General features: G+C 41.1%; 11 protein-coding genes. 5 read left to right on the forward strand and 6 right to left on the reverse strand.

Translation table 11 applies throughout. The features are described from left to right. Nucleotides 1–910: 910 nt before the first annotated feature. A complete protein-coding gene (locus V6259_RS19080) occupies nt 911–1,651 on the forward strand; it encodes an FKBP-type peptidyl-prolyl cis-trans isomerase (protein ID WP_341585885.1) in 741 nt (246 codons plus the stop codon). A 41-nt stretch (nt 1,652–1,692) separates the two neighbouring features. Continuing rightward, on the forward strand, nt 1,693–1,944 hold the full coding sequence (locus V6259_RS19085) for a hypothetical protein (RefSeq protein ID WP_341585886.1): 252 nt from the start codon (nt 1,693–1,695) through the stop codon (nt 1,942–1,944). A 118-nt stretch (nt 1,945–2,062) separates the two neighbouring features. Here the strand turns inward: V6259_RS19085 and V6259_RS19090 are convergent, their stop codons facing one another. The 3 genes from V6259_RS19090 to V6259_RS19100 all read right to left on the reverse strand — a co-directional run bounded on the left by V6259_RS19090 (nt 2,063) and on the right by V6259_RS19100 (nt 4,300). Beyond that, nucleotides 2,063–2,191 carry a hypothetical protein gene (locus V6259_RS19090; RefSeq protein ID WP_341585887.1) on the reverse strand — a complete coding sequence of 43 codons (129 nt, stop codon included), beginning with the start codon at nt 2,189–2,191 and terminating at the stop codon, nt 2,063–2,065. Nucleotides 2,192–2,502: 311 nt separating this feature from the next. Next, the gene (locus tag V6259_RS19095; RefSeq protein WP_341585888.1) at nt 2,503–3,900 is read right to left on the reverse strand and encodes a mannose-1-phosphate guanylyltransferase/mannose-6-phosphate isomerase; all 1,398 of its coding nucleotides are present in this window, start codon (nt 3,898–3,900) and stop codon (nt 2,503–2,505) included. Between the two features lie 61 nt (nt 3,901–3,961). Further along, a complete protein-coding gene (locus V6259_RS19100) occupies nt 3,962–4,300 on the reverse strand; it encodes a MarR family EPS-associated transcriptional regulator (RefSeq protein WP_341585889.1) in 339 nt (112 codons plus the stop codon). Nucleotides 4,301–4,618: 318 nt separating this feature from the next. On the opposite strand from V6259_RS19100, the gene V6259_RS19105 reads away from it, so the two are divergent. Continuing rightward, nucleotides 4,619–6,064 carry an MBL fold metallo-hydrolase gene (locus tag V6259_RS19105; RefSeq protein ID WP_341585890.1) on the forward strand — a complete coding sequence of 482 codons (1,446 nt, stop codon included), beginning with the start codon at nt 4,619–4,621 and terminating at the stop codon, nt 6,062–6,064. A 28-nt stretch (nt 6,065–6,092) separates the two neighbouring features. On the opposite strand, the gene V6259_RS19110 is transcribed toward V6259_RS19105, so the two are convergent. Then, on the reverse strand, nt 6,093–6,287 hold the full coding sequence (locus V6259_RS19110) for a hypothetical protein (protein WP_341585891.1): 195 nt from the start codon (nt 6,285–6,287) through the stop codon (nt 6,093–6,095). 80 nt (nt 6,288–6,367) lie between these two features. Further along, the gene (locus V6259_RS19115; RefSeq protein ID WP_341585892.1) at nt 6,368–7,945 is read right to left on the reverse strand and encodes a transposase; all 1,578 of its coding nucleotides are present in this window, start codon (nt 7,943–7,945) and stop codon (nt 6,368–6,370) included. A 592-nt stretch (nt 7,946–8,537) separates the two neighbouring features. On the opposite strand from V6259_RS19115, the gene V6259_RS19120 reads away from it, so the two are divergent. Beyond that, the gene (locus tag V6259_RS19120) at nt 8,538–9,863 is read left to right on the forward strand and encodes an exopolysaccharide biosynthesis polyprenyl glycosylphosphotransferase (protein ID WP_341585893.1); all 1,326 of its coding nucleotides are present in this window, start codon (nt 8,538–8,540) and stop codon (nt 9,861–9,863) included. Between the two features lie 895 nt (nt 9,864–10,758). Continuing rightward, nucleotides 10,759–11,925 carry an acyltransferase family protein gene (locus tag V6259_RS19125; protein WP_341585894.1) on the forward strand — a complete coding sequence of 389 codons (1,167 nt, stop codon included), beginning with the start codon at nt 10,759–10,761 and terminating at the stop codon, nt 11,923–11,925. A 934-nt stretch (nt 11,926–12,859) separates the two neighbouring features. Here V6259_RS19125 and V6259_RS19130 read toward each other — a convergent pair. Continuing rightward, nucleotides 12,860–13,164, reverse strand: a 305-nt coding sequence (locus tag V6259_RS19130; protein WP_341585895.1) for an IS66 family transposase, incomplete at its 5' end; no start/stop codon positions are given.

The following is a 13,164-nucleotide window of genomic DNA, read 5'->3' on the forward strand; positions in this document are numbered from 1 at the left end:
ACAATCTCCAGTTATTAGCCTAAAGGCTAACCTACAAAACCCAAGGGCAAGACATCAGCTGCACTTGACCTGTCACTTGTCACTTAACCTGTCATTTGTAGGTCAGCCTTTAGGCTGATGACCACTGCGCTAATAAAACCAAACAGACAAGACACCTGTGATTAACATGACTCTATTTTTCAACTAACAAAACCATCACCTACCTTTTGGACTTTAACCGATGATTAGATTCAAACAATCTCCAGTTACTGGCCTAAAGGCCAGCCCACAAGACCAAACCATCACCTGTTATTTGGACTTTAACCGATGATTGGATTCAAACAATCTCCAGTTATTAGCCTAAAGGCTAACCTACAAAACCCAAGACCAAGACATCACCTGCCCTTGAACTTGTCCTGTCACTTGTGGGTCTTGCACTTTCACTTGGTTAATCTTGGCTTTAATACCAACACAAAAAACCGTTGGCCTTCACAGGTTTTACTACAACCCCCTCCTTAATTATGTCATTATTTCGTAAATAGGCTTTGTAAAGACAAGAACTTGCGCAAACACCGTCATGCTTGTGTAAAACTCATTGTCGTACCAGAGGAACACCGCTTATTCTCGAACCATGTCTTATGCTTTGCAGAATTTAATATTCCGTTAAAGCAGAAACAAAGTGTGCAGGTGAAGGGGTCACTTTGGTAGAGAGTCCGACATAAAGTTGGCATAAATGCCCTACCTTATGTTAGAACAGTACTAACGGATCTGATCCTGCTCAGCATAAGGCGCATTAAATGTTTCAACTTAGTTCTGCCTCTTATTGTGCTCGATAAAAACGGCATGCGACTCAAATTCCGTATATACAATTAATCGTTACACTCAAATTAATCGCACAGCGATAATAAACAATCAAATGGAACGCTTTTTTATGAAAAAAACTCTCATTGCGGCGCTGGTTATGTCCTCCGTTTCTTTTGCGTACGCAGCAGACACCACAGCTACGACACTTAAAACAAAAGAACAAAAGCTTGCTTACAGCATCGGCTCTATGTTCGGTGGCCGTATGTCACAGGATTTTAAAGACTTAGACCTAGCGACATTCTACCAAGGCTTTAAAGACTCATACGCTGGTAAAAAAGGGTTAATGACGAAAGAAGAAGTTACCCAAACTATCCAAACGTACCAAAAAGAACGTATGGAACAAGAACAGCGTGAAAAAGCAAAACTAGCTGCTGCCGACCAAGCAAAATCTGAAGCTTGGATCAAAGAAAAAGCGTCTGAAAAAGGCGTAATGTCGACTAAAGACGGCCTACTTTACAAAGTAATCACCAAAGGCACAGGCGCAAAACCTAAAGCCACTGATACCGTAAAAGTAGACTACGAAGGCAGCCTAATCGACGGCAAAGTATTCGACAGCTCTTACAAACGTGGCGAAGCAATTACCTTCCCTCTTAACCAAGTTATCCCTGGTTGGACAGAAGGTCTACAGCTAATGCCTGTTGGCTCTAAATACGAGCTATACATCCCAGCGAAACTTGCCTACGGCCCAGGTGGAACAGGTCCTATCCCACCAAACGCAGCGCTTAAATTTGTTGTAGAACTTCACGCCATCGTAAAACCAGATGCAGAAAAAGACACAGCAAAAACAGACAAAAAAGACACTAAATAACCCAATTTAGCGTACTTAAATGAACCAAAAATGGCCATCACATGATGGCCATTTTTTTGCTCGAAAACATAAACGAACTAACCGATACCTGTAAAAACCTAGATGCTCTTGCCCTTGACCTAGCTCTTGACCTGTCACTTGTAGGCCTGCTTACCTTTAAAAAAGAGCGGCTGAATGCCACGGAATATACGAACCAAACAGACGAGACACCTGTGATTAAAGTGATCCTTCAACAACTAAATGGTCTTGTTCTTGTGGGCTGGGCTTTAGCCCAGATGCCGCGGAATATATGAGTCAACCAGACGAGACACCAGTGACCACAGTGATTTTTCCAACCACCAAAACACCACCAATCATTTGGACTTTAACCGATGATTGAATTCAAACAATCTCCAGTTATTAGCCTAAAGGCTAACCTACAAAAACCATCACCAAACCATCACCCACCATTTCGACTTTAACCAATGATTGGGCTCGCTCTTGTAGGTCTGCCTTTAGGCTGATGACCACTGCACCAATAAAACAAAACAGACGAGACACCTGTGATTAAAGTGATCCTTCAACAACTAAATGGTCTTGTTCTTGTGGGCTGGGCTTTAGCCCAGATGCCACGGAATATATGAGCCAACCAGACGAGACACCAGTGACCACAGTGATTTTTCCAACCACCAAAACATCACTTATCATTTGGACTTTAACCAATGATTGGGTTCAATCAATCTCCAGTTATTAGCCTAAAGGCTAACCTACAAAGACCATCACCAAAACATCACTTATCATTTGGACTTTAACCAATAGTTGGTTTCATCAATTCATGAGTTACTGCCCTAATGGTGAACTGACACCTATGGTCATCGCCCATATCTGTCACTAAAGCGCACTATGTCGTCTTCACCGAGGTAATTACCCGATTGCACTTCAATAATTTCTAAAAGGATTTTCCCTGGGTTTTCTAACGCATGAACAACGCCAACAGGGATGTAAGTCGATTCGTTTTCTGTCAGTAGAATTTCTTTATCACCGTTTTGTACTTTGGCTGTACCAGATACCACGACCCAATGTTCAGCTCTGTGGTGGTGCATTTGCACACTAAGCTTTTCACCGGGCTTGACCATGATGCGTTTCACTTGATGACGCTCGCCAAGGTCTACGGTTTGGTAAGAACCCCAAGGACGATGAACAGTGGTGTGGAACATGTGTTCTTCACGGCCTTCTGCTTTGAGGCGCTTAACGATCTTCTTCACGTCTTGGGCGTTGTCTTTGTCCATCACGAGTACGGCGTCGGCGGTTTCTACAATGACAAGATTGTTTACGCCAACGGCGGCCACTAAGCGAGATTCAGAACGCACAAGGCAATTGTTTGAGCCTTCTGACATAACATCGCCAAGCAAGACATTTTGGTCGGCGTCTTTATCCGCATAATCGTACAAGGCATCCCATGCACCTATGTCGCTCCAGTCTCCTGCATAAGAGACGACTTTTGCATTTTTAGAGGGTTCCATTACCGCGTAATCGATAGAGTCTTCAGGGCAAGCAGCAAAAGCGGCTGCGTCTATACGAACAAAATCCATATCTTGATTGCGAGCTTGGTAAGCGGTAGAAACAGCTTCTGCTATGTCGGCTCTATACTGAGCCAACTCTGATAAATAGGTATTCGCTTTAAACAGGAACATACCACTGTTCCAAAGATAATCGCCGGAATCTAAATAAGCCTGTGCGGTATTTTCGTCTGGTTTTTCAACAAACTCCGCGACGGCAAAGTCGGCACCAGAGCGAATATAACCATAGCCAGTTTCTGGGCGAGTCGGTTGCACGCCAAAGGTCACTAATGACCCTTGGTTAGCTAGCTCGGCCGCTTGTTGAATGGCTTTTTCAAACGCAGCTACGTCACGAATCACATGGTCAGCCGGCAAAACGAGCAACAAGGCATCGTCTAGATTTTTATATTGGGCTTCTAGCGCGGCCAAGGCAATCGCGGGAGCAGTGTTACGACCTTGTGGCTCAAGTACAATGCTCGCTTGGGTGACGCCAATTTCTTGTAGCTGCTGGGCAATCAGGAAACGGTGGGATTCATTGCAAACGACAATAGGGTCATAAAAAGCGAGTTCACTGACCCTTAATATGGTGCTTTGTAATAAACTGAAATGTTCGTCTACCAAGGGTAAACACGGCTTTGAATAAAATTCCCGAGACTCTGGCCATAGGCGACTGCCAGTACCTCCAGATAAAATAACGGGGATAATTTTCAAAAAAGACCCTTTATAAACAAATATATCATTCAGCAAAAAATACGATTTTCGCCATCAATCTCTAGCTTGTGCGCTGAGCCGCATCTGCGACTTCTCTACGCAATGCTTCAATTTCACTTGTTAACTCTTCGTGTTCGTTGAGCTTTCTTTGTAAAAAATGATGAGTGAGGGATACACGCTCTTCTATGCCCTTGGGCGTCAGTAAATACAGATACTTTACTTTGTCTGAGCTCTTTTTAAAATTATTTGCTTTTAAAAATCCTTTTTCAATCAAGGCCTTAATGCAAAAGTTTGTTTTACCAAGACTGACGCCTAAACGCTTGGCTAGCTCTCGCTGGCTAAGGTTAGGATTCTGCTGCAGCTCTTTTAAAATTTTGTAGCGGTATTCATCAGACAGCATAGCAAGCAACCTTATTCTGATCACGCACAACGTCATTAGTCGCGTTATATTGACCATTAAAATAGGTAACTTTTAGGAAAAGCTTTTTAAGAGTAACACTTAACATTCGTACCATTGACGTTATTTTGTCTCATCTAGGATAAACCCGTTCATCGAGTGAACAATGGTAAAACAGCTATCTAAATCATGCAAACAATGTGGTAAGAAACACAAAAATTAGACAACCAATCTAATAGCATCGACTTTGGGGTTTGTGTTTTTCTCGTCTATATTGAAACCATGTTTCAACCAAAATCACAGAAAGACACAAGGATTTGTATGCTAACTATAAAACACCACGGTGCAGTACAAGGCGTGACTGGCTCTTGCCATGAATTGTTTATTGACGATGACCATTCCATCTTGGTCGATTGCGGTTTATTCCAAGGCGCAGAGACCTCTGGCTCTGGGGCGGGTTCTAATCAATTGGAAATCGAGTTCGACATAACCGCCGTGCAAGCGCTGTTTGTTACCCACGTACACATAGACCATGTTGGCCGCTTGCCTTATTTACTTGCAGCGGGATTCACCGGACCCATCTATTGCTCAAAACCCAGCGCCGAGCTACTACCACTGGTCATAGAAGACGCCTTAAAAGTCGGCGTTACGCGCAATGCCAGCATAATCAGAGCCTGCCTAAAAAGACTCGCGTCGCAAATTGTTCCACTCGATTATAAGCAATGGGTGTCTATTCCGCTTACCCACCACTCAAATGCCAGCGTTCAATTAAAGCTGTATCAAGCAGGCCACATCCTAGGCTCAGCTTATGGCGTGTTCAGAGTAACCAGCCCTTCTCTTAAAGCACGCAACAAACGCTACCACGATGTATTGTTTTCAGGAGATCTAGGCGCCCCTTATTCACCCCTGCTCAATGCACCAAAGTCTCCTTATCGAGCAGACCAAGTAGTAATAGAAAGCACCTACGGCGACCGCAACCACGAAAACCGCGCCATACGTCGTCGTAACCTACAACAAAGCATCGAACACGCACTAAGCGACGCAGGTACCGTACTCATCCCCGCGTTTAGCATTGGCCGTACCCAAGAACTACTCTACGAACTCGAACACATTATTCATCAGAACAAAACAAAAACCATCAGCCACACACGCTCAGGCAAACCACTTAATTGGGAAGACATCGATATCATCATCGACTCCCCCCTCGCCAGTAAATTCACCGCCGTGTATAAATCCCTCAAACACTACTGGGACAAAGAAGCCAAAGTACGCCTTAGCGCCGGTAGACACCCACTCAGCTTTGAGCAAGTAACCACCATAAACAGCCACGAATACCACCTGCAAACCGTCGACTATTTAAAACGCCAAACAAGACCCGCCATCGTCATCGCCGCCTCCGGCATGTGCGCAGGCGGCCGCATGGTCAACTACCTAAAAGCCTTACTGGGAGACGCCAGAAACGACGTACTCTTCGTTGGCTACCAAGCCGCAGGCACACCCGGACGAGACATCCTGCGCTACCACAACAAAACCAACGGCTACGCCACCTTCGACGGCGTAAAATACCCCATCAAAGCCAACGTAAAACAAATCAGCGGCTACTCCGCCCACGCAGGCCAAAGTGACCTACTCAACTTCATCAAACGCATCCGCGTCAAACCACAGAAAATCCACATCGTCCACGGCGATGAACAAGCCAAAGCGACATTAAAAGACTTATTAGAAGAAGCCCATTCAGATATGGATGTAGTAATTCCGATTGAGTGAATATAATCAAGTTAAACTCGCTGCTTTTTTAAGTACTCCAGCCCATAAAACTGGATGCAACCAAATGGCCTTGCACTTGACCTGGCTCTTGGCCTGTTACTTTGTAGGTCAGTCTTAAGGCTGATGACCACTGCACTAATAAAACCAAACAGACGAGACACCTGTGATTAACATGACGCTCTTGGCCTTGCACTTGATCTTGACCTTGACCTTGACCTGTCACTAGACCTGGCTTCCCCTTACTTCAAGAGGGTGTCGTAAAAGGTACTACTTAATGGATTATCGTTTTACTGACAGGCGTATTTAGCCAGTAAATCGATCATTCCATTGATTTATTTGGTAATAATATTTACTTACTAAAATCTTATGCATGAGGATTAGTGTGATACAAAAGCCCGATAAAATGGCCAGAAGCGCGATTAAACGACTGAGATTGTAAGCCAGTATATGCAGCGCAAACTCTAATTTAACCGCTTTTAGCCCATTTCTCTTAAAACGGGTCAATCCATGAACACCTCGCAACACCGAAAAGACAGGTTCCACCATCGCCTTTCGATATTTAAAGCGCTGCTGTGCTTTGGGTTGTAACATGACTTGCCGAAGCCCATCTTTTATCTCATCACTAGGATAGCGCTTTACTTGTCTTCCATTCTGGCTTTTCGTGCATTTCTCTTTCAGTGGGCATGTTTTACAATCAGGCGTTCCATACAGGACATAACTTTTGTATTTCTCAGATCCTTTATAAAACGAGATAGGCCGCATTTCATGGCCTGCAGGACAGAGATAATGATTTTCTAGTTCATTGTAGATAAATTGGCCTTTGGGGTAACGTCGGTACTGTTTGGCGTGACTACCATCATTGCCTTCTGGACAGAGTAAGCTGATGTCTCGATCAAGGGATTCTTGAATGCTCTGATCACAAAAATAGCCTGCGTCCAACATCAGTTCATGAGGCGTTTCTCCTGATAACGACTCGCATTGATTCAATAACTCAGGGATAACCGAGACTTCAGCGGAAGGGTGAACGGTTTGTGCCACAACAATGCGGTGTTCATTAGCTAAGATGGACGGTTTATAAGAAGCTGAATAACCACTGTGTTTTTGTGGCTGGACAACCGCGTCAGGTTCCAAGGGGTTGATGCGGGTGCTGTCAATTTTTCTCCCTTTCGCCTTTCTTGATTCAATCCGTGCTTCCAATAGAGCTTTTGCGTCATTCGCCTGTTCTGATTGTCGCTGTTTTGCTATGTCCTCGGGGTTGGCTTTCGCCGCTTTTTCTAACGATAAAGCACGTTCTGCCATTGCTTCATTTTTAAGTAAACGATAGCGTGAGCACGCGGCCTCTATGACGGTTCCATCTCCTGCAACAGAGTGGGTTTTAGAGCCTGTTTTATTCAAAATAGACCGTGTTACCGCTTCAAAAAACTCAACGCCTAATCGTTCTTGGTGTAATAAAATAAAGCGTCCTATCGTCGCATGATCAGGGTAAATGCCACCACTTACCCACATGCCACCGAGATCAAGACGAGCTAAACTTTCTAATTGTCTAAGAGAGGATTGCCCATTCATCAACCCATATAAAATAAGCCCTAGCATGGACCATGGAGCATAAGGCGGTGCGCCTCCTGGCTTGTACGGTTCAATAAAAGACGACCAATCTAACTCAGATAAAAAAGACCTAATAATAAGAGGAGAGGTTTGTTTTAGTTGTTTCAAATGATCTTTAAGGGGCGCCATTCCAAGGTATAAATCGCTAGGATCTGGATCGACAAAAACAACGTTATTTTGCAAACGTGATGTTTTTTTATGCTTGGCGTTACCGAGCTCACTGAATAAATCGAATTGCTTTTCTCTGTGAACTTTGAAACGAGAATTTGAAATCATAGTCGGTCTATTTATCTTTAATGCTGTTCCAATAATTATAAAATAATTTACACCTTTTGCGACACCCTCTTCAAGGGGGAGCTGGAGGGGGTTTTACACTTGATCTTGATCTTGCTCTGTCACTTGACCTTGTGGGTCTGCTTACCTTAAAAAAGAGCGCCCAGATGCCACGGAATATATGAGCCCACAACACGAGACACCTGTGATCAAAGTGATTTTTCAACCACCAAAACATCACCAGTCATTTCGACTTTAACCGATAGTTGGTTTCATCAATTCATGAGTTACTGGCCTAAAGGCCAGCCCACAAAGGCACACCTCATCACCTGCTCTTGACCTGTCATTTGTAGGTCAGCCTTTAGGCTGAATGCCACTGCACCAATAAAACCAACCAGACGAGACACCTGTGATTAACATGACTGACTTTCTCAACAAAACCTTAAATTACTAACCCAAAAACCATCTACACAACCCCATCACAAATTATAAAAAATAGTTACGAAACAGAACACTTCGATGATTTTTTTGCTACTATTCCTCGCAATTAAATAACTCGAATACTCTGATTTACTTTTTCAAAAAAGGGATGCACATGAAAAAAAGTTCATTTCAACAGTACCAAAACAGAAAGGCACTCTGTATTTATGGACTCATCGATTTACTTATCCCTCCTTTTCTTCTGGGCTTAATCCATTTTTGTTTTGATGGAGGCCCATGGACAAAGTCTTACTGCTACCTTGCCACACTAAGCGGCCTATTTTTCTTTTTAGGCACCGCGTTTCAAGGCGGTTACAGCCGATATAATGAACGCTGTATTTCTAAAAAATTGGAAATCACTTTTAAGACTTGGTTTTTTACTGTTTTTCTACTAATGGCTGTCAGTTACTTTTATTTGGTAATCTTGAACTTCGACCGTTTTATCATGACGGCTTCCGTCATTCTCACCCCTTTCATTGTGGTTTCTCTTAAAATATTCGTAAACAGCCTAAACAGAAAGCTATCCAAAAATAAAATAGTGATCGCAGTATTAGGACGAAATTATCAGTTTAATGAACACGAACAAGCCATGTTAACGTCTCAATCTATTGAGCTAACCTACATCGACTTTAATGAAATCGACACACTACAAACAACCATCGAAGAAATCACACCAGATTACCTATTATTAAACTTAGAAAAGCCGGCTAACGAAAAGTTAATAAAAAACTTAACTCATATAAACTTAAAAGGCACTCGGGTCATCCAACTTTATCATTTTATGGAAGCCTTTTTACGCAAATGTTACATCCCTTATGATCAGCAAGACTTAAGCTATTTAGACAATATACGTCGCTACAATGCGACAAAGTATTCTTTAAAAAGAATTATCGATTGGTCCGCTGTTTTAATATTAGGGATATTATCTATTCCTGTGATTCTTATATCAGCTTATAAAATTAAAAAAGAATCACCTGGTAAAATATTTTTTAGACAAAGTCGTGTAGGAGTAGAAGGAGAGAGTTTTCAGGCTATTAAATTTCGTAGTATGCATGAAAATGCAAAATTCGACCCTTATACACAAAAAAAAGACCCTAGGATATTTCCTTTTGGTAACTTTATGCGTAAATCACGTATAGACGAGCTGCCACAACTGTGGAACGTTGCGAAAGGAGAAATGCATCTACTAGGGCCAAGAACAGAATGGGATATCCTAGTAGAGAACTACGAAAAAGAAATACCCTACTACCATGAACGCCATCTTGTTAGGCCGGGCATATCAGGCTGGGCGCAAGTACTCTACCCTTATGGCGCCAACACAGAAGACGCAAGACAGAAGCTCATGTATGACCTCTACTACATCAAGCACTGGAGCATCTGGCTAGAAATGGAAACCTTGATAAGAACAATCAGTGTGGTATTAGGGAAGAAGGGCTTGTAATTTAGGAGAAAATAAACTCTTTAAATAACTGTAAGCGTCGGTTAAACCCCACATAGTAATTCCTTTCCAAAAACCATAAAGTCTTTTGTTTTCTCAACAGGAACATAAGGCTTATGTTTACATCCTCCTCTCAGCACCATGTCACTGTTACTCATAAGGTCAGGGTGGAGGCAGGAAAGAAAACCTGAGTAAGTGCTTGTTAATATTAGTGTTAGATTTTGGGTGGAAACGGAAGTGTCAGGATTTACTTGGATCTACTAAGTCACACAAAACGTACATAAAGGACCGGCTATGGACCGGGGGGTAGATTTTTTCTTAAAACGAGGGCCCGCATATTTGTCTAAATATCGGATGAAGAGCAATAATTTGGGTGCTAAAACCGCATAAACCCTAGAAACGACAAAGCCCTAACTAAGTAATTAGCTAGGGCTTCATCTAAATGGTAGCAGCAGGCGGACTCGAACCGCCACACCCGAAGGCAACGGATTTTGAACCTCTCGAAGTGGCTTATATCTCGTTATATAGTGTTGGATTTACTCTGCAAACAATCATGTTTTATAAGGGGCTACTTTGCATCAGTTGGATCTCAATGTGCACATAAATAGCACATACCTACAGACTAGCATGGTCTTTCAAGCTTTTAGAGTTGTAAATGATGCTAAATAAGAGTATAAAGTTATAATTTTTAAACTGGTTTTTTAAGACTATGTTTATAGTTTGTTTTAGCGCTTTTTTGGTTACTTAATAACTAAACTGTTATTTTCGATACAAAAAACTAGCTGTTTCCCTTAATAGTAATTAAGGGAAAGCAATTACAGTATTAATTTTTCAAACTGTTTCGCTAGCAGTATGACGATATTTTTTTTGATTAATAGTTTAAATATAAGGGATTTTAGTGCAGACACAAGGTAAATTTTTAGCTGTTGAAAGTATCAGAGGCGTTGCTTGCTTCATGGTTTTATTATCACATATTAGTTTGACCTTTTTTCCATACCTTCATGATTTTGAAGGAAAAGCTGATTTAATTACTAATGAAATGCAAAATTTAATTCATGAATCACCCTTCGGTTTTTTCTTTTCAGGTACTTCAGCAGTCTATATATTTTTTGTTCTTAGTGGCTTCATTCTGACTGAAGTTGCTTTAAAAGAAGGAAATACACCTACTAAAATATTAAGCATGGGTATAAAAAGATATCCTCGACTTATGATTCCAGCGTTAGCATCTTGTTTAATTGCATATATATCTTTTTGTCTTTTCGATATTACAAGCAACGAGCTTAGTGGATGGATAAATGAATATGGTAATGGCAAGCATTCATTAACTGGAGCAATATATAGTGGAACTTTAGATATATTCTTCTTTTCAGGTCGCAGCTCATATAACCCAGTTCTTTGGACTATGAAGATTGAATTATTCGGTTCTTTTGTTGTTTATTTACTTTGTTTAAACAGAATGAATTCAAAAACTTCATTTTTAGTTGGGTTAGCTTTTGCATTAACAGTTATCCTTGCAACGTCTAAAATTATTAGCCCAAGTCTTGGGTTAGGGCTTATTGCTTTTTATGGGGGCTATTTATTTAGCATATATGGTACAAAAATATCAACTAATAAGGCTGTAATCCTTGCTATTGTAGGGCTTTACTTTGCCGGTGCTCATAATAACAGTGCATCATATTCATTTATTTTTGATTTTTTGGGAGTATATACATACACTCTATGTAATTTTATTTCAGGATTTTTTATTGTTTATGCCATCATTTTTAATGATGAATTAAATTCTTTGTTTTCGGGGCGATTTTTAGTATTTATGGGCAAAGTTTCCTTTTCTGTGTACTTAATTCATATGCCGATTCTTTCAACGCTTGGCGTATTTATATTCAATGTTCTTTTTCAGTATTCAGGAATGTATAACGTATCAGCAATATTATCCTCAATATCAACAATAATATCTGTATATGCTTTTTCAATTGTCTTTTATAGGATGGTTGATTTACAAGGGACAATCTTTAGCAATTCTATTGCGAAATATATAATTTCACGCCTGAGAACTTCTAATACTTAGTTAAGGTTGTCTAAATGAGTATTTACCATAACCCCCGTTTTGCGAAGTAACATTGCTTGCGCTAAAAAAATGGGGGGGGGGAGAAAATAGTGGTATTGAGTTAATAACTAAAGTTATACGTATTACTTAGAGCCTATCTAGATGGTGGTCTTTTTGTATTTAGTCGTAAACTTCATAGGACGCAATGTGCCCCTTAGCGACTTAAAAAATACAGGTCATGTTTATTTTATGTGTGTCATATTCACAGAATCATTCAAGAACCTATTTATAGCTACTTTCGTAATTAAACCCACCAAAATAATCTTTATACGTAATAACTCTTTCCCTTAATCATATATGATTTTCTTGAGTAATCTTCAGGAGATAATCATATGTCTAAAAAGTTTAAATTTACTACTGCCCATCTAAAAGCGCTTCCTCCCTATGACCGACATTCTAAATCAACCAAAGCAGAATACAGTGATACGTGAGCGTCCGGGCATCACCATCTAGGCAAGCTCAAATTCTTATCTATTACTTTTTCCATTTCTGAGTGGCGTAAAACGACAAGTGGGTCTAAGGTTATAGATAGACAGTAAGCGTCGGTTAAACCCCACATAGTAATTCCTTCCAAAAACCATAAAGTCTGTTGTTTTCTCAACAGGAACATAAGGCTTATGTTTACATCCTCCTCTCAGCACCATGTCACTTTGATCTGTGGTCCCACGGACATGCGTAAAGCCATGTAAGCGTAAGGCCATCACCACCTAGACAGGCTTAAATTCTTATCTATTACTTTTTTCAATATAGGATTGGCGTAAAACGAGAAGCTGATCTAAGGTTATGTGTAGACAGAGAGCAAGGGATTGTTCAAGCCTTCAGGATGAAGGCTCTGTCTTCTTTCAGGATGATCTCCGCGCGGCAAGGATGCCGTAAAGAGTCCTTTCATTTGTCTCTATTTGATGTTCCATGGCAGTAAACTGTCCATTTCTTTCTGGTCACTTTCATCATTTAATAATGGCAGCGTTTCAAACAACGTTGTTAGGTAATCGTATGGGATTAATCCATTCGCTTTGGCGGTTTCAATAATACTGTAAAGTATCGCGCTCGACTTGGCTCCCTTGCCTGTGTTGGCAAACAACCAGTTTTTACGACCAATAACGAAGGGTTTGATCGCCCGTTCGGCTCGGTTGTTATCAATGTTGATTCGCCCATCGGTTAGGTAAACGGTGAGTTTGTCCCATTGATTGAGGTTATATT

This window comes from Marinomonas sp. TI.3.20 (assembly GCF_038155025.1).
Classification (GTDB): domain Bacteria; phylum Pseudomonadota; class Gammaproteobacteria; order Pseudomonadales; family Marinomonadaceae; genus Marinomonas; species Marinomonas flavescens.